The sequence below is a fragment of the Pauljensenia sp. UMB9872 genome (assembly GCF_030212665.1).
Lineage (GTDB): Bacteria > Actinomycetota > Actinomycetes > Actinomycetales > Actinomycetaceae > Pauljensenia > Pauljensenia turicensis_B.
Genome location: NZ_JASOER010000002.1, coordinates 92,545 through 110,679, shown reverse-complemented (window position 1 = coordinate 110,679; position 18,135 = coordinate 92,545). Strand labels below are relative to the sequence as shown.

Sequence of the window (18,135 nt, the reverse complement as noted above, 5' to 3'; positions counted from 1 at the left end):
TGCGCCGAAGTATTTATGCAGGTCAGAGTGTGTTTGGTGCGGGTGCTACGCCCGGGCCAACTTCATCGATGTTCTGACGGTGGAAGCCGGCACCGAACATGTCGACCAGTTCCTTCTCTGCGTTCACGACGGTGGCAAGTCGCCTGACGCCCTCGCGAATACGTTCGGGAGTCGGGTAGCAGAAGGAGAGGCGCATGTGGTCAGCGCCTTCGCCGTTGTAGTAGAACGCGGTGCCTGACACGTAGGCGACCTGGGCGCGAACTGCGCGCGGGAGCATGGACTTAGCGTCGAGACCCTCGGGGAGTGTGACCCACGTATAGAAGCCACCGTCGGGATGGGTCCACTCGCAATCGGGCATGAATTCCTCGAGGGCGTCCATCATGGCCTGGCAACGTTCGGCGTACATGGCGCGGAACGTCTTGACCTGTGAATACCAGTCATAGCTGGACAGGTAGTCGGCGATAGCCATCTGGCCAATCATCGAGGGGGAGAGGATCGCGGATTCGGATGCGAGAACCAGCTTGTCGCGGATGGCGTGTGGCGCGTAGGCCCAGCCGATGCGGAAGCCCGGGGCGAACATCTTCGAGAAGGAGCCGAGGTAGACGACGCCTTCGGGGGAGAAGCTCTTCAGTGCCGGCATGGGGTCGGAGTGGAAGCCGAGTAGACCGTAGGGGTTGTCTTCCATGATGAGGACGCCTTCGCGCATGCAGATTTCGGTGATCTGCGGGCGACGTTCCAGCGACAGGGTGACACCCATCGGGTTGTGGAAGTTCGGGATGGTGTAGAGCATCTTGATGATGCGACCCGATGCGCGGACCTCGCGAATGACGCGTTCCAGTTCGGCAGGGATGATGCCCTTGTCGTCCATGGGGACGTGCGCGATATCGGCCTGGCGGGCACGGAACACGCCAAGTGCGCCAACGTAAGATGGTGCTTCACACAGAATGACGTCGCCCGGATCGATGAAGAGTTCGGTCATCAGGTCGAGAGCCTGTTGCGACCCGGTGGTGATGACAACGTCGTCGGGATCAGCGCCGACGATTCCGTCGTAGCTCATGACTTCGGTGATGCGCTCGCGCAGAACTTCCCAGCCTTGGCCTGAGCCGTACTGCATGGCCTGGGCACCGTGCGTTGAGATCAGGCGCTTCGCTGATTCAGCGAGCTGGTCGAGGGGGAGGTCCTTCAGGTTCGGCATGCCACCGGCAAGGGAGACAACTTCGGGTCGTGAGACGACGGAGAACAGTGCGCGAATCTCGGAAGCTCGCAGGTTGTGAGCTCGCTCTGCGTAGGCGTTAAACCACGGGTCGAGTCGGTTTCCCTGCTGATTGCTGTCCGGATTCTGCGCTTGCGTGCTCACTGGACCTTCCTTCTCTTGGTTCGGTTGCTCACCGCGTGGAGGCGGTGTGCCAGCGTTGTATGGTCGTGACCGAGGCAACACTTGTTCTTAGTCTGCCACTATTTAGTGCCACATAGTGAATAGGGTGGGCGGTTATGGACAAACGGAGAGTGGAGTGTCGCTGAGAAGCTAAGCGCCACGAGTACCAAGGGTAATCATCAAGGATGAGGGGTACGAGGCCGCGCCCACCAATGAGGCGCACAGCTTCAGCAGGCGCGGGCAGCCTCGTTCTTCTTTCTGCTGAAGGTGAGCACGCCGAAACGGATTTCATAACGAAATGATTCCGACGGAGAACAACACGATAAGTGGATGACAGAACGCAAACGTTTGCGCTAGGATCATTTCATCCAGCGTTAAACGCGGGCATCGTCGCCCGCAAATACGCTCTTAACCCCTCAACCTCTTTATCAAGGTGATTCCATGAGCATCGCAGTCATCGGTTCGAACAACACTGATCTGATCACGTACATCACCCGCATGCCCGTCGAAGGCGAAACCATCGAAGCGCTCGACTTCGAGATCGGATTCGGCGGAAAAGGATCAAACCAAGCAATCGCAGCCGCAAAACTCGGCACCAAAGTCACGATGGTGACCTGCGTTGGTGACGATGCATTCGGTGAGAGCTACTTGCAGAACTACCGAAATAACGGCATTGACACCTCGTTCGTGAAGCAGGTTCACGGAACATCCGGCGTCGCCCCGATCTTCGTTGATCAGGATTCACATAACTCCATCATCATCGTCAAGGGTGCGAACAAAAGCCTGACCCCAAAGGACCTTGAAGAGGCCACCGACGCGATCAGCGAATGCTCACTGATTGTTCTTCAGCTAGAAATCGCGTTCGAAACCGTGAAGGCCGCAATCGCTCTGGGTAACCGTCTTGATATTCCGGTTCTTCTTAACCCCGCGCCCGCAACGAAGGAACTCGACTTGGCGCTCGCGGCGAAGTGCCAGTACGTCATGCCCAACGAGACGGAGCTCGAGCTACTGACCGGACTGCCGACGTCCACCGACGATGAGGTTCGTGTTGCAGCGCAGGTCCTTTTGGATGCCGGATGCACAAACGTCATCGTCACGCTCGGGTCTCGAGGAGTCTGGTGGCTCTCCGCTGATGGGGGAGACGTTCGTTTGGAGCAATTCCCGGCGAAGGCGATTGACACAACCGGAGCGGGCGATGCCTTCATTGGGTGTTTCTCGCACTGCCTGTCTGAGGGGCTCAACGAAACCGAAGCCCTGGAACTGGCAAACGCATACGCGGCACTGTCGGTGACGGGTCGCGGTGCTCAGAAGTCCTACCGTGACGCGCAAGAATTCTCTGCCTGGCTTTCTGAGGCCGGGTCGGACCTGGCAACATCGCGGGTATTTAGGCTTTGATAACGATTGCACAACATCACGTGAAGAAGCTTGCTCCGCGTGTGCTGTGCAACATACTATCTAGCATGTTCGTACGAACGATCAGATGGATAGCTGTCTATTTGGTCGATCATTCGCGCATGTCATACCGCTAATGGTGGCGGTGTGATGCAACGAAATGATCCACGCACCTCGTGTGCAACGATCCTCATCAATGTGGATGTGAATCTCAAGGAGTCAACATGAAGTCTCGTATTGTAGCCGCTAGTGCAATCGTTCTCACTTCAGCACTTGCACTTGCAGCGTGCTCTGGTGGTGCGGGTGACACTGCAGCCTCCGGCGCAGCAAGCGGATCGGGTGACGGCGACTACACGATCGCCATCGTTCCTAAGGACGCCACTAACCCGTGGTTCGTCCGTATGGAGGCCGGCGTTCAGAAGTACGCAGCCGACACAGGCATGAACGTGTTCCAGAAGGGCCCGTCGGAAACTGACGCCACCATGCAGGCGCAGGTTATCCAGGACCTCATTGCGCAGGGCGTTGACGCAATCGGTGTCGTTCCGGTTGATCCGGGCGCAATTGAGCCCGCCCTTAAGGAAGCAAGGGATGCAGGCATCGTTGTTGTGACACACGAAGGTGCGTCGCAGGAAAACACGATGTACGACATTGAAGCCTTCAACAATGCCAAGTACGGCGCATTCATCATGGACAACCTCGCAGAAGCCATGGGTGAAGAAGGCATCTACACCACGATGGTCGGCCACGTGACGAACGCTTCCCACAACGAATGGGCTGACGGCGCAGTTGCACGTCAGAAGGAGGCCTACCCGAACATGACCCTGCTCGAGGCAGAACCTCGTGTTGAGTCTCAAGACAACGGCGAAACCGCCTACCAGGTCGCCAAGGAAGTTCTCAAGAAGTACCCCGAGGTTAAGGGCATCCTGGGCACCTCTTCGTTCGACGCCCCCGGCGTTGCACGCGCAATTGACGAACTTGGCCTGAAGGACAAGGTCTTCACCGCAGGTACCGGTATGCCGGCAGCCAATAAGGAAATCCTCGATAAGGGCCTCGTTGCAGCGCTGACCCTGTGGGATCCGGCAGATGCTGGCTACGCAATGGCGGCACTCGCCACCAAGATCCTGAACGGTGAAGAGATCACTGACGGTGTCAACCTGGGCGTCAAGGGCTACGAAGAGATGCACTTCTCTGAGGGCTCCGACAAGGTCCTGGAAGGCAACGGCTGGATCCAGATCACCAAGGACAACGTCGATAGCTTCGGCTTCTGACAGCTCCTCGGCATCGGTGCTGGGCAAAGATGCCCAGCACCGATGCTGTTGAAGCACTGAAATCGCGATCGCGTATCTCTATGCGCTAAATGCGGGCTGGAAGGAATCGATTTATGACAACGCCGCTTATTTCAGTGAAGAACATCAACAAGTCTTTTGCTGGTGTGCATGCTCTTCACGACATCAATCTTGACATCGCTCCCGGTGAAATCCACTGTCTTGCCGGCGAGAATGGCTGCGGAAAATCAACGCTTATTAAAGTTATTTCTGGTGTCCACGAACCTGACTCGGGAACCATCGAAATTAACGGAAAATCTTGGACCAAGATGACGCCACTCGAAGCGATCGACGCGGGAGTCCAGGTCATCTATCAGGACTTCTCCGTCTTCCCGAACCTGTCGGTTATGGAAAACCTTGCTATGACGACGGAGGTCGCGGCCGGACGAAAGCTCGTCAATTGGAAGCGATTGAGGAAGATCGCTGAAGAAGCAGTTGCCAAGATCGGTTTCAATGTCGACCTTGATGCGCGAGTCGGTGATCTTTCGGTTGCCGACAAGCAGCTGGTCGCCATCTGCCGTGCACTCATGTCAGACGCCAAACTCATTATCATGGACGAGCCCACAACGGCACTGACGAAGAACGAGGTCAACGCCCTCTTCAAGATCATCTCCGATCTGAAAGCACGCGGTATTGCGATCCTCTTCGTTTCGCACAAGCTCGAAGAAGTTTTCGAAATCTCCGAACGCTTCACGATCCTGCGCTCCGGCGAAAAGGTCATCACCTGCGATTCATCCGAACTCGACCGTCACAAGTTCGCTAAGTACATGACGGGCAAGGAATTCGACGAAACTCGCTTCGAAGCGTCAACCTTGACTGAAAACCCCGTCCTTGAGGTCAAGGATCTAGGCTCAGAAGGGGCTTTCGAAGGCGTGAATTTTTCGCTCCACGGTGGCGAAATTCTGGGTATTACGGGTCTGCTCGGGTCTGGCCGTACCGAACTCGCTCTTGCACTGTTCGGCGCCCTGCCCACGAACGCCGGATCGATCGCCATCAACGGCAAGACCGTCACCCTGAAGTCCATCCAAGACGCGATCGATGCCGGTATCGCACTGGTCCCCGAAGACCGACTGACAGAAGGTCTCTTCCTGTCACGCTCCATCGGCGAAAACATCGTCATCTCAGAAATGGACGAATTCGCTGGTGCACTCGGTGTTCTCGATAAGAAGCGCATTGCCGAAGAAGAGAAGCGTTGGGTCAAGGACCTCGAGGTCGCAACCCCCGATCCTGACAACGCGGTCTCCACTCTCTCCGGCGGTAATCAGCAGAAGGTCGTTCTTGCCAAGTGGCTTGCAACAAAACCGGATGTCCTGATCCTCAACGGTCCGACGGTCGGCGTTGATATCGGTTCCAAGTACACGATTCACTCCATCCTTCAACGTCTCGCACGCGAAGGAATGGCCATCGTCATCATCTCTGATGACATCGCGGAAGTTTTGACGAACTGCTCGAAGGTCCTCATCATGCGTGCTGGCCGAATCCGTGAATCCATCGACCCCGCCCAGACATCCGAAGCCGAACTCGGCGAACTGATGTCGCGTGACGTTGCTACCCAAGGAGCGTGATGAACATGACGTCTCTTAAAACAAAGATCCTGCGAGCCAACGAATTCTGGGTTTTCCTGGTTATCGTTGCCCTCGCACTCGTCATCCAGGCACGAAGCGGCCAGTTCTTCACGGCAAACAACCTTGTTGACCTGGCAAACGCAATGGTCGTCCCCGGACTCTTCGCCGTCGCCGCCCACCTTGTTCTGGTTTCCGGTGGCATCGACGTGTCCTTCCCGGCCCTCGCATCGCTTGCCGTTTACGCAACCACGCGCTTCCTTGTCGATCAGGGATTCAACGGACCGGTCATCGTCCCCTTCCTGATGGCAATGCTCCTTGGTGCACTGCTTGGTGCCTTCAACGGTATCTTCACCTCATGGCTGACCGTTCCCACACTGATCATCACGCTCGGTACCTCGAACGTCTTCTCCGGTGTCATGCAGGGCGCACTGAACTCGGTGCAGATCCCGAACATCCCCGAATCCATGAAGAACTTCGGCGCTAGCTCACTGTTTACGGTGACGAACACGCAATCCGGACTTCAGTCCGCGATGCCGACCAGCTTCCTCATCTTCGTGGTTGTCCTGGCCATCGCCTACTTCATCACCCGATACACGATGTTCGGTCGTGGAATCTTCGCCATCGGTGGCGATGAATCCGCCGCAGAACGAGCAGGCTTCAAGGTCCGTCGCACCAAGTTCTGGCTCTACGTCATCGTTGGTGTCATCGCCGCACTCGCGGGCATGGTTCGTACGACCTCCATGGGGCAGATGCACCCGACCAACCTGCTTGGTATGGAAATGATGGTCATTGCGGCCGTCGTCCTTGGTGGAACCGCCATTACCGGTGGTACCGGCTCCCTGACCGGCGTCGTGCTTGGCACCCTGCTGATTGTCATCGTTCAGAACTCCATGATTCTGACCGGTATTCCCACCTTCTGGCAGGGCTTCGCGCTCGGCCTGCTGATCATCGTTGGTACCGGCGTTTCAGCAATCCAGGTTGCTCGTAGCCGCAAGCAACGAGCCTCGATTCTGTGAAAGGAGAGCGTGAAATGACTACTGAATCCGTAAAGAAGCGTTCTTTCGCACTCCCGTCCTTCATGACGAAGGATGCCTACATGACGAGGCTCGTCATCGTCTTCGCTCTGCTACTTATCTTCTTCGCCGTGATTCGCCCGGGCCCCTTCTTCGCCCTGCGTACCTGGCAGTCGATGGCAATCCAGTTCCCTGAATTCGGTCTGATGGCTCTGGGCGTCATGCTGACCATGTTCACCGCAGGCATCGACCTCTCGGTCGTGGCAATCGCAAACGTGACATCAATTAGCGCAGCCCTTGTCCTGCGAGCAATGCTCACCGGCGACGGTGGCGGCCAAGCAGGTCTCGCTGTCGTGATCGCACTGGTCATCGCACTGCTTGTTGGCACAATTTGCGGTGCCATCAACGGCATTCTCGTCTCCATGCTGAAGATTCCGCCAATCCTCGCAACACTGGGCACACTCGAACTCTTCGGTGGCGTCGCCATCATCTTGACTGAAGGCAAGCCCGTTTCAGGCGTGCCCGACGCATTCGGTTCGGTATTCGCAGCCCGTCTGGGCGGCCTTGTCCCCATGCCGCTTGTCATCTTCATCATCTGCTGCGTCATCGTCGGCCTGATCCTCACCCTGACCGGCTTTGGCACCAAGATCCTGATGATCGGCACGAACGAAACCGCGGCACGTTTTGCCGGTCTGAAGATCACCAGCCTGCTGATGCGCACCTACATCCTGTCGGGCATCATGGCAGCCGTCGCAGGCATCGTCATGCTGGCGAATTACAATTCCGCGAAGGCTGACTACGGAGCAAGCTACACACTGCTGACCGTTCTGATCGTCGTCCTCGGTGGCGTGAACCCCAACGGTGGGCGTGGTCGAATTGCCGGCGTCGTCATGGCGATCCTCGTGTTGCAGGTCCTGTCTTCGGGTCTCAACATGTTCCCGAATATCTCCAATTTCTACCGACCCCTCATCTGGGGTGGCGTTCTGCTGTTCGTTATCAGCATGAATGAACTTAACGGCAAGAACCCCTTCAAGGGCCTCCTTGCGGGAAGGAAGAAGTAATGAAAACCGTACGAAGCAAGCACGTTGTCGTCGGCGCCGACTTCGCTGGTTTCCCTCTGAAGGAGGCCGTGAAGAAGCACCTTCAGGATCGTGGGTGGACCGTTACCGACATTACGCCGGATATCGATAAGGCTCCCATGTATCACCGAGTCGGTTTTGCTCTGGGTGCGAAGATCGCCGAAGGTGAATTCGAGCGAGCACTGGCATTCTGTGGCACCGGCATGGGTATCCACATCGCAGCCTCAAAGGTTCCGCACGTTCATGCAGCCGTCTGTGAATCCGTTGCGTCAGCTCGCCGCGCAGCTGCCGCGAACAGCGCAAACCTGCTGGCCATGGGCGCTTTCTACGTCGCTGAACGTAAGGGCATGGCCATGGCGGATGCATTCCTCGAGTCGGAGCTTGGCACCGGCTACGAAGATTGGGAAGGCTTCTACGCCTACCACCGCATTGGCTTCGACGAGTGCGAGAGCTTCGACTACGAGGCCTACAAGGCAAACGGTTTCGAGGTTGTTAACCCGCAGTCGGCAGTGCTGGCAGACGAACCGAAGGGTCGTGCGTACTGATCCTCAGATACGCAGATACTGACGGTGTGAACATCGTCTGAACTGAAATCGGCGGGTCCATCATGACAGTGGTGGGCCCGCCGATTGCTGTATAGGTCAAGGTGCTACGGTGTCGCGAGGCCGGTACGAGTATGCGGATAAGGTCGCGGACGAGAGTGCCCAGAAAGTGGTGGTCTAAAACTCTGGGCTTTTTAACCCTTGGGCCTTTTCAGCCTCGGGATTGTGTACAGCTGCGGACCGTTTAAAATTCTGGGATCGTCGACTGCCGGATGACCAGCTCACCTTTAACCAAGGTGCGCTTGGGCAACTCAGAGTCCGACTCGTCAAGGAGAAGCTCTACACCTTGGCGTGCAATTTCCGCAAGAGGTTGGCGTAGCGTGGTCACTGATGGGCGCATCAGTTCGGCGAACTGAATATCGTCAAAGCCGGTGACCATGATGTCCTCGGGAATACCAAAGCCACGATGACGGAGCTCTGTAATTGCGCCGATGGCAAGAAGATCGTTCAGACACACGATCGCGTCCCAGTGATTTCCCCCGTTGATTAACGTTGAAACTGCGCTACGTGCCGATTTGACGGAATGGTTGCATTCAAGGACATCGCTGTCTGCGAGTTCCATCCCGAAGTCGGGAGCAACGCGTCGTGCTTCGGTCACGCGCTTAACAGACGATAGATCAGAGCCCGTATTCGACAGCATCGCGATACGATGCGCTCCACGTTCCTTCAGGTGTCCTAAGACTTCGCGAACGCCGTGCGCATCGTCAACGCCAACGAATGGGATGTGAGGCAAAGAGACGGCTCTGTCGAGCTGGACGGTTGGCACCAAGGCTGCCGTGCGCTCTAGGGAGGGCGTTGAGAAAGATTCGTGACAGGGCACGATGATCAGACCGTCTACCGAACCCCCTTCGAATGAGCGAAGCTTCAAGTCTTCCGTAGTGACAGACATTTCCGCATCGGAAATGAGCAATGAGAGCCCGCGCTGGGATAAGTGGTGCTCGACTTGAACAATGAGGTCCGTGTAGAACGGGTTGGAGATCGAAGGGACGAGCATGCCGATCTGCTTCGTTTGGGCTAGGCGAAGAGATCTGGCGACGGGGTTCACTCGGTAGCCTAGTTTGCGTGCGACCTTTCGAACGTGGTCGCGCGTTTGTGCACCGATGAGCTCGGAACCGCGTCCCAGAGCACGTGAAGCTGTGGAAACTGAAACGCCTGCCACTTGAGCGACGTCAACAAGGCGTGGGCGGGGTTTCTCATCTCCGATCATGGATACAGATTAACCCGCACATTGGGTGAAATTGCGCCGGCACCCTGAATGAAAACCGTGATGTTCTGCGGAGTTTGTCATGCTGTCCATGCCATGGGGTCATCGACCAAGCGCTGCAGAATTCGATATGCCGCTCCGCACGAGTCAAGACCTTGGGAATCTCGGATTACTTCGAGTTTTGGCTGGGACCAGGCGTATTGAAGAACGCGGGTTTCGATTTCCTTTTCAGCTGCGGGCACAAGCCATTCGCTCAGTTCAGCGACAATTCCGCCGAGCAGAACCAGTGGGATGTCCGCAGAGTTGATGACGGCTGAAAGCGCTCGACCAAGGGCTGCGCCGCCTTCTTCGAGGGCTTCACGTGCTTGCTTCGAACCGTTTTCGGCTGCTTTGCGAATGTCTTCAACGGTTGCGTGGCGATCAAGTCCGGAGCGCTCAGCGAGGGCGCGCAGACCGAGGTATGCCTCGAGGCAACCGGTAGCCCCGCACGAGCAGAGGGGACCGGAGGGGTCTGTGCAGATGTGGCCGATTTCGCCGGACCACCCGCGTGCTCCGCTGAACGGACGATGGTCGACAATAATGCCGGCGCCGATGCCAACTTCGCCCGATATGTAGACGAATGACGCGGGCCCCGAGGGAACGCCGGGAAGCGGGTGTGCGACAGCGAAGGCGGCCAGGTCGGCTTCGTTGGCAACGATTGCGGGGTAGAGGTCCGATAGGGGAGCGAGTAGCTTCTCTAGGGGGATATCGCGCCATCCCAAGTTGGGTGCGAGTGCCAGTCGGTTGGGGGATACGAGGCCTGGAAGAGCCAACCCACTGCCGAGGTAAAATGCTCCATCGGGAAGATGTTCCTCGACGAGAGCGTGTGCCATGTCGGCCAGTGAGGTCATCACTTCGACGTGATCGGAGTTCGCAAAGTCGCCTTCGATGCGATTTCGTGCAATTTCGTCGCCACTAAGATCGATGATGACAGCGTCAAGGGCGGAAATATTGACTTCGAGCCCCAGTGCGACCGCCCTTCCTGGGGCTGGTGTGAGTCGATTGGCTGGGCGGCCTCGTCCGCCGATGGATGGTTCAAGTTCGAGAACGAGGCCCGCGTTGATGAGCTCATCGACGAGGCGCGAGATGGTGGCACGCGTAATGCCTGTCGCTTGAGAAATGCCTGATCGGGAGATCTCTCCGGGTGCGGCAAGGATGTGTCGCAGGGCGAGGGAGAGGTTCATTGCACGCAGGCTTTCAGCCTTCACGCCCGCCATTGCGCGCTCCGATGGGCGCTGGGGTGCTCGCTGGGAAACCGACGTGTGTCGACGAATTGCTGCTGCCATGCTCTTGACTCTAGTACATAGCACAAACTATGTTTTGTTATGTAACAAAAGCGATCGCAATCGATCTCTGAATCTCTGAGAGGCAACCATGTCTGAGAATCTCTGGAACATCGACAAGATCCCTTTCGTCGGAACATCGTCGCTCCGTCAGGGTCTTGGCTTCCGCTACTACGACGCCGAACGAGTGGTCGCCGGCAAGACCATGCGCGAATGGCTGCGCTTCGGTGTTGCCTACTGGCACTCTTTCCAGGCCGAACTCGTCGACCCCTTCGGTGAGGGCACTGCACAGCGCCCCTTCGATGGCAAGTACTCCAAGCCGCTCGATCTGGCACTCGCCAAGGTCGACTACGCCTTCGACTTCTACAAGGCACTGGGCGTTGACTACTTCTGCTTCCATGACCGCGACATCGCTCCCGAAGGCGACACCCTGCGCGAAACCAACGCAAACCTCGACAAGGTTGTCGACGCGATCGAAGCAAAGCAGAAGGAAACCGGCGTCAAGCTACTGTGGAACACCTCTTCACTGTTCACCAACCGTCGCTTTGTTTCCGGCGCAGCAACCTCGCCGTTCTCGGAGATCTACTCCTACGCCGGCGCACAGCTGAAGCATTCCCTGGAAATCGCCAAGCGCCTGGGCGCAGAGAACTACGTGTTCTGGGGCGGTCGTGAAGGTTACGAGAACCTGTGGAACACCGACCTCAAGCGCGAGCAGGACCACATCGCAACAATGTTCCAGATGTGCGTTGACTACGCCAAGGAAATCGGTCTCGAAGCTCAGTTCATGCTCGAGCCGAAGCCGAAGGAGCCGACGAGCCACCAGTACGATTTCGACGCAGCAACCACCATCGCCTTCCTCCAGACCTACGGCCTGCAGGATCACTTCAAGCTGAACCTCGAAGGCAACCACGCCAACCTCGCTGGCCACACCTACCAGCACGAAATCCGCGTGGCACGCGAAGCTGGCATGCTCGGTTCTCTCGATGCCAACCAGGGCGACAAGCTCATCGGTTGGGACATCGACGAATTCCCGTCAGACCTCTACGAGACCACCGCAGTCATGTGGGAGGTCCTCGCAGAAGGCCAGATCGGCCCGCATGGTGGCCTGAACTTCGACGCCAAGCCGCGCCGTACCTCGTTCACCGCTGAGGACCTGTTCCGCGCCCACGTTGTTGGCATGGACTCCTACGCAGCCGGCCTGTTGGTCGCAGCCCGCATGCACGAAGAAGGACTTATCGAAGACCTCGTCTCCGAGCGCTACTCGTCCTTCGATTCGGGCATCGGTGCGACGGTCGAAGATGGCACAGCCTCCCTCGCCTCGCTGGAAGCACACTCACTCGACATTCCGCAGGCTGACCTAGTTGCAGCCACAAAGTCGGACCACCTCGAGTCTGTGAAGGCTACGATTAACAACTACATTGTCGATACTTTGGGCCGCGCCTGATCGACACTATCCTTACGGGCGGTCGCCAGCTTTTGGTGACCGCCCGTTTGGGTACTTTCGCTTCCTTCGCTTGGAAAAGTGGCATCGGTGCCACTTCGAAAAGCCCTTACTTTTGGAGCAATATGAGCACTCTTCGCCCCTACGTTGCCGGTGTTGATACGTCGACCCAGTCCTGCAAGGTTGTCATCTACGACCCCGCTACGTCTGCCATCGTTCGCCAAGGCAAGGCCTCGCACCCGGATGGCACCGAAGTTGATCCCGAAAAATGGTGGGATGCCTTTGAGGAGGCACTTGAACGTGCCGGCGGTCTCGACGATGTGGCTGCCCTGTCCGTCGGCGGTCAGCAACACGGCATGGTCTGCCTGGATAAGGACGGCAACGTCATCCGTCCCGCTCTGCTGTGGAATGACACGCGTTCGGCTGGTGCTGCGCGCGACCTTATTCGCGAACGTGGCACCGATGACCGCGACGATGCCAGCTCCGAGGGCGCCGCATGGTGGGCCGAGGCCACGGGTTCCGTTCCCGTCGCATCGTTGACCGTCACCAAGTTGCGTTGGCTCGCCGATAACGAGCCCGAGAACGTCGCCAAGATCGCCGCAATCTGCCTTCCGCACGATTATCTGACCTGGCGCATCATGGGCAAGCCCGCGTTGGACCAGCTGGCAACCGATCGCTCCGACGCGTCGGGCACCGGCTACATGGCTCGCGAGACCCCGACGTACCGTCGCGATATTCTCGCCTCTGCGCTTCGTATCGACGAGGCCACGGCTGCCTCTATCATTCTTCCGACCATTGCTGGTCCGTGGGACGTGGTCGGTTACGGTGACCCTGAGCGCGGTTGGGGAGACATTGTTCTTGGCCCTGGCGCTGGTGATAACGCTGCCTCTGCGCTGGGCGTTGACTTGGAGCCGGGCAGTGCCCTGCTGTCTCTCGGCACCTCTGGTGTGGTCGCAGCAGTGTCGGCAACGTCCGTTGCTGATCCGTCCGGTCTGGTGACGGGATTCTCCGATGCATCGGGCAACTGGCTACCGTTGGCGTGCACCCTCAATGCGTCGCGCATTATCGACGCGATGATGAAGGTGACTGGCCTGGACTATAAGGAGTTCGACGAGTATGCCCTCTCTGTCCCGGATGCCGGAGGCCTCGAGCTGATCCCCTACTTCGAAGGCGAACGCACCCCGAACCTGCCCGATGCGACGGCGGAGCTCCGTGGCATGACGTTGGCTAACTCCGACCGCGCGCACGTTGCTCGCGCCACGGTCGAAGGTCTGCTCAACCTCATGCGCTACGCGCTCGATGCCATGCGCGCGCTTGGCGTGCCGTTGAACAAGGTGCTCATTGTCGGTGGTGGCGTGAAGTCGACGGCCGTTCAGGCCCTGGCAGCAGACATGCTGGATGCCGTTGTGGAACTGCCTGAGCCCGGCGAATACGTTGCTCTCGGTGCAGCGAAGCAGGCGGCCCGGGTGCTCGCCAAGACCGAGTGAATCGTCAAGGAGTCGAATGACCTCGAGTGAAGGAGGGGGGCTGCACGCATACGCGGCCCTCCTCCGCCGTCCGCATGTCGCCCCCTTCCTCCTCGGCGGGGTCATCATCCAGTTCCCCTACGCGATGGTGAACATGGCCCTCCTCATCGGAGCGCGCGACGTCTACGGCTCCTACTCGAGCGCCGGCGTCGCCACGGCGGTGATGTCGAGCGCCGGCGCCGTCATCGGGCCCACTATCGGCCGCCTCATCGACCGGCACGGACAGTCGCGCATCGCCTCGCTCGTCGGCGCCTTCTGGATCGCCTCGATCCTCGGCCTCGGTCTTGTCCTCGTCCTCGGCCTGCCCTACTGGGCGCTCCTCCTCGTCGTCGTTATGCTCGGCGTGAGCGTGCCCGGAGGCTCCCTCATCCGTGCGAGGTGGCGGGTCGCCCTGCGCTCCGAGCCCGGCTCGATGCCCCTCGCCCTCTCACTCACCTCGGTCGCAGAAGAATCGATGTGGGTCCTCTCAACACCGATCGCGACCTCGCTCGCCACCCTCGTCCACCCCCTCGCGGCGCTCGCCTTCGGGATCGGGACGATCCTCATCGGCCTGCGCATGCTCGCCGATCGGACCTTCCAGCCCGAGCCCCTCCGCGCCGCCTCGCGTTCGCGCCCGCTTCCCCTCGACGAGGCCGCGCCACCCTCGGCCGAGGAGGCGGACAGCGCCCCTCACGGTGACCCCGGCGCCGTCGGTGCCCGGGAGGGGGCGCGGCGGGCGAAGGCGCCTGAGGAGACCCTGTGGACGGGAACCTTCGTCGTCCTCCTCGCCGTCCTCGTCTTCTACGGGGCCTTCCAGTCGACGACCGGGATCGCGATCGTCGCCTTCGCGCAGGAGCGCGGCATGCAGGCCTGGGCGGGCTCGGTGAGCGCCTGCTTCTCCGCGGGCTCGATGATCGGCGCGCTCGTCTACGGGATGCGCCGCTGGCCGGGTGCGCTGTGGGCGCGCGGCGAGGCCGGGGTCCCCTACTCCCTCGCCGACGCCTGTCAGGATCACCTCCTCGGTCTCGCGATCGAGGAATCCGCGCGCACCGGCCGCGAGGTCGTCACCGAGATCGAGGCCTGGGCGACGGGGGTCTGAGCTCCCGTCAGATGGCGCCGACCCGCCTCGCATGGCCATCGAGGAGGGCGGTCTGCGCGGCCCAGTCGAAGCCCTTTTCGAGAGCGGCGAGCTGTGCGCGGTAGAGAGCGCGATCCTCGCTTTCATCGGCGTCGCCGAAAAGAGCATCCTCGATGTGGGCGCGGGCCCTTTCGTCGGACCATCCGGATTCTGCGGCGAGCCGGGCGGTGCCGACGGCCGCTGCCAATGAGAGGTAGGAGTGAGGGGATCCCTGCTCGGCCGCGAGGCGATAGGCGCCGAGGATGCGATCCTCGGGGGCGAGCTTGCGGATCGGGTCTCGGCCGACGCGCTCGACGGTATCGCCGAGCGCCCGATTGCCGAAGCGGGCGATGAGGTCATCGATGTGGCGGGCGAGCGCGGACTGCGTCATCGCCGCGCGGACGAGGGCGCGGATCTCCGGGTCGCCGATCGCGTGCCAGATGTACTCGTAGCCGCGGCGCTCTCCGAGGTAGGCGCACATGCAGTGCCCCATGTTGTGGAGGAACAGCTTGCGGTCGGAGTAGAAGGCGAAGGGGACGTCCCGCACAGGGAAGAGTCCCTCGACTTGGGGCTCGGGGCCTTTGAGGGCGTTCGCGTCATAGGGGAGAACCCGATAGGGCTCGACGCGAATGAGGGTTGCGGGCTGTCCGGGTTCGGGGGGCGCGGCGGGGATCATGCGGCCGATCGAGGTCTCCGCGAGCCCAAGACGCTCGTCGAGCCTGGCGGCGTCGACCGTCGTCCTCGTCGTCGGCTCGATTGACGGCACCGCCCTCGGCCCGGTTCTCGACAAGGCGCATGCGGCCGGCATCAAGGTCATCGCCTACGACCGTCTCCTCAACGACACCGACTCCGTCGACTACTACGTCACCTTCGACAACTACAAGGTCGGCCAGCTCCAGGGCCAGTTCATCAAGGACCAGATCGCGAACATGAAGACGCCGGTCACCCTTGAGCCCTTCGCTGGATCGCCCGACGACAACAACGCGAAGTACTTCTTCTCGGGAGCCTGGGACATCCTCCTTCCGATGATCCAGGACGGCACCATCACGGTCCCGTCCGGCAAGGATCCGAAGAGCGATGACGAGTGGCAGTCGATCGGCATCCTCGGCTGGGGCTCCGATAAGGCCCAGGCTGAGATGGAAAACCGCCTCAACTCCTTCTACTCCGACGGTTCGAAGGTCGACATCGTCCTCTCCCCGAACGACTCGCTCGCCCTCGGCATCGCCCAGGCCCTCGAGGGCGCGGGCTACACGCCCGGCGATGAGTACCCGCTTCTCACCGGCCAGGACTGCGACGCCGCCAACGTGAAGAACCTCGTCGCCGGCAAGCAGTCGATGGACATCTTCAAGAACACCGAGAAGCTCGGCGATGAGACCGCGAAGATGGTCGACGAGATCCTCTCCGGCAAGGAGGTCGAGGTCAACGACACCAAGACCTATGACAACGGCAAGAAGGTCGTTCCCACCTACCTCCTCACCCCGGAGGTCGTGACGAAGGACAACGCCAAGGAGGTCCTCGTCGACTCGGGCTACTACAAGGCTTCGGACATCGGTCTCTGATCGATCCGGCCTGACATGGGGGTTTCGGGGCGCCCGTCTGCGGGTGCCCCGAAACCCCTCAACCTGAAATCGGAAAGGGGTGCCGGATGGCACAAACACCCGAACGCAGGGTGATCCTCGAGATGGACAACATCACGAAGACCTTCCCCGGCGTCAAGGCCCTCTCGGACGTCACCTTCGACGTCAGGGAGCACGAGATCCACGCCATCTGCGGTGAGAACGGTGCGGGCAAGTCGACCCTCATGAAGGTCCTTTCGGGAGTGCATCCGCACGGCTCATACAGCGGGCGGATCGTCGTCGAGGGGAAGGAGGCGTCGTACAAGAACGTCAAGGACTCTGAGAAGGACGGCATCGTCGTCATCCAGCAGGAGCTTGCGCTCAGCCCCCATCTCTCCATTGCGGAGAACATCTTCCTCGGCAATGAGCGCTCTAATCACGGCGTCATCGACTGGGATCGCACGAAGGCGGAGGCCAAGGCCCTCATGACGAAGGTCGGCCTCAACGAGAAGCCCGAGACAATCGTCTCCAACATCGGCGTCGGCAAGCAGCAGCTCGTCGAGATCGCGAAGGCGCTCGGCAAGGACGTCAAGGTGCTGATCCTCGACGAGCCGACCGCCGCACTCAACGACGACGACTCCCAGAAGCTCCTCGATCTCATCGTCGGGCTCAAGGAGTCCGGCATCTCGTGCGTGATCATCAGCCACAAGCTCTCCGAGATCCGGCAGGTCGCCGACCGCGTGACGGTCATCCGCGACGGCCAGACGATCACGACCCACGACATGCACGGCGACGTGGAGGTCACCGAGGGCCTCCTCATCCGCGACATGGTCGGCCGGTCGATGGACAACCGCTTCCCCGACCACGTCTCGAAGATCGGCGAGGAGGTCATGCGCGTCGAGAACTGGGCAGTGACCAGCCCGATCACCGGCCGTCGAGCCCTCCACGACGTGAGCTTCAACGTCCGCGCCGGGGAGATCGTCGGCATCGCCGGCCTCATGGGCGCCGGTCGCACCGAGCTTGCCATGAGCCTCTTCGGCAAGTCATGGGGCATCTACGAGCACGGCGACCTCTACCTTCACGACAAGAAGGTGGCGCTCAACTCCGTGCGCCAGGCCATCAACGCCGGTATCGCCTACGCCTCCGAGGACCGCAAGCGCTACGGCCTCAACCTCATCGGCGCGATCAAGCACAACATGACCGTGGCCTCGATGAACAGGATCACGAAGGCGGGCGTCATCTCGGACCTCACCGAGTATGAGCTCGCCGAGGACCAGCGCAAGAAGATGCGGACCAAGGCCGAGTCGGTCGACGTCAAGGTCGGCACCCTGTCCGGTGGCAACCAGCAGAAGGTCGTCCTTTCGAAGTGGCTCCTCACTGAGCCCGACGTGCTGATCCTCGACGAGCCCACCCGCGGCATCGACGTCGGCGCGAAGTACGAGATCTACACCCTCATCAACGAGCTCGCCGACGCCGGTAAGGCAGTCGTCGTCATCTCGTCCGAGCTCGTTGAGCTCATCGGTCTGTGCGACCGGATCTACACACTGAGTTTTGGGCGCATCACGGGCGAGGTCGCGAAGGCCGACGCCACGCAGGAAGTCCTGATGTCCCACATGATGCAAGAGAGCTGAAGGAGCGA

At 59.9% G+C, this 18,135-nt stretch carries 15 protein-coding genes; 11 read left to right on the top strand and 4 right to left on the bottom strand.

Annotated elements, in window-relative coordinates:
• Positions 1-22 precede the first annotated feature (22 nt).
• Entirely contained in the window at positions 23-1,357 is a 1,335-nt protein-coding gene (locus tag QP109_RS01655; RefSeq protein WP_285022919.1) for an aminotransferase-like domain-containing protein, read from the bottom strand.
• Between the two features lie 459 nt (positions 1,358-1,816).
• Between QP109_RS01655 and rbsK the strand changes: the two genes are divergently transcribed.
• From rbsK to QP109_RS01625, 6 genes are all read left to right on the top strand, one after another.
• On the top strand, positions 1,817-2,770 hold the full coding sequence (rbsK, locus tag QP109_RS01650; RefSeq protein ID WP_285022918.1) for a ribokinase: 954 nt from the start codon (positions 1,817-1,819) through the stop codon (positions 2,768-2,770).
• 221 nt (positions 2,771-2,991) lie between these two features.
• Positions 2,992-4,035 carry an autoinducer 2 ABC transporter substrate-binding protein gene (locus QP109_RS01645; RefSeq protein WP_101628096.1) on the top strand — a complete coding sequence of 348 codons (1,044 nt, stop codon included), beginning with the start codon at positions 2,992-2,994 and terminating at the stop codon, positions 4,033-4,035.
• A gap of 113 nt (positions 4,036-4,148) precedes the next feature.
• Complete coding sequence (locus QP109_RS01640; protein WP_006680580.1) at positions 4,149-5,657, top strand: sugar ABC transporter ATP-binding protein; 1,509 nt, start codon at positions 4,149-4,151, stop codon at positions 5,655-5,657.
• A gap of 5 nt (positions 5,658-5,662) precedes the next feature.
• On the top strand, positions 5,663-6,673 hold the full coding sequence (locus QP109_RS01635) for an ABC transporter permease (RefSeq protein WP_285022949.1): 1,011 nt from the start codon (positions 5,663-5,665) through the stop codon (positions 6,671-6,673).
• A gap of 14 nt (positions 6,674-6,687) precedes the next feature.
• A complete protein-coding gene (locus QP109_RS01630; protein ID WP_101628094.1) occupies positions 6,688-7,731 on the top strand; it encodes an ABC transporter permease in 1,044 nt (347 codons plus the stop codon).
• Positions 7,731-8,294: an RpiB/LacA/LacB family sugar-phosphate isomerase gene (locus QP109_RS01625; protein WP_195224651.1), complete on the top strand. Its 564-nt coding sequence runs from the start codon at positions 7,731-7,733 to the stop codon at positions 8,292-8,294. The genes QP109_RS01630 and QP109_RS01625 overlap by 1 nt, the downstream gene beginning before the upstream one ends.
• A 241-nt stretch (positions 8,295-8,535) precedes the next feature.
• Here the strand turns inward: QP109_RS01625 and QP109_RS01620 are convergent, their stop codons facing one another.
• Positions 8,536-9,558, bottom strand: a complete 1,023-nt coding sequence (locus QP109_RS01620) for a LacI family DNA-binding transcriptional regulator (protein ID WP_285022916.1) — start codon at positions 9,556-9,558, stop codon at positions 8,536-8,538.
• 77 nt (positions 9,559-9,635) lie between these two features.
• Entirely contained in the window at positions 9,636-10,880 is a 1,245-nt protein-coding gene (locus QP109_RS01615) for an ROK family transcriptional regulator (protein ID WP_285022914.1), read from the bottom strand.
• 88 nt (positions 10,881-10,968) lie between these two features.
• On the opposite strand from QP109_RS01615, the gene xylA reads away from it, so the two are divergent.
• From xylA to QP109_RS01600, 3 genes are all read left to right on the top strand, one after another.
• Entirely contained in the window at positions 10,969-12,321 is a 1,353-nt protein-coding gene (gene xylA / locus QP109_RS01610; protein ID WP_270771788.1) for a xylose isomerase, read from the top strand.
• Positions 12,322-12,443: 122 nt separating this feature from the next.
• Positions 12,444-13,805 carry a xylulokinase gene (locus QP109_RS01605; protein ID WP_285022913.1) on the top strand — a complete coding sequence of 454 codons (1,362 nt, stop codon included), beginning with the start codon at positions 12,444-12,446 and terminating at the stop codon, positions 13,803-13,805.
• 16 nt (positions 13,806-13,821) lie between these two features.
• Positions 13,822-14,922, top strand: a complete 1,101-nt coding sequence (locus tag QP109_RS01600) for an MFS transporter (protein ID WP_285022912.1) — start codon at positions 13,822-13,824, stop codon at positions 14,920-14,922.
• A gap of 7 nt (positions 14,923-14,929) precedes the next feature.
• On the opposite strand, the gene QP109_RS01595 is transcribed toward QP109_RS01600, so the two are convergent.
• Positions 14,930-15,616 carry a mannitol dehydrogenase family protein gene (locus QP109_RS01595; RefSeq protein ID WP_285022910.1) on the bottom strand — a complete coding sequence of 229 codons (687 nt, stop codon included), beginning with the start codon at positions 15,614-15,616 and terminating at the stop codon, positions 14,930-14,932.
• On the opposite strand from QP109_RS01595, the gene QP109_RS01590 reads away from it, so the two are divergent.
• A complete protein-coding gene (locus QP109_RS01590; protein WP_285022909.1) occupies positions 15,615-16,499 on the top strand; it encodes a substrate-binding domain-containing protein in 885 nt (294 codons plus the stop codon). The genes QP109_RS01595 and QP109_RS01590 overlap by 2 nt on opposite strands.
• A gap of 86 nt (positions 16,500-16,585) precedes the next feature.
• Entirely contained in the window at positions 16,586-18,127 is a 1,542-nt protein-coding gene (locus QP109_RS01585; RefSeq protein WP_101628086.1) for an ATP-binding cassette domain-containing protein, read from the top strand.
• The last annotated feature ends 8 nt before the right edge of the window (positions 18,128-18,135 follow it).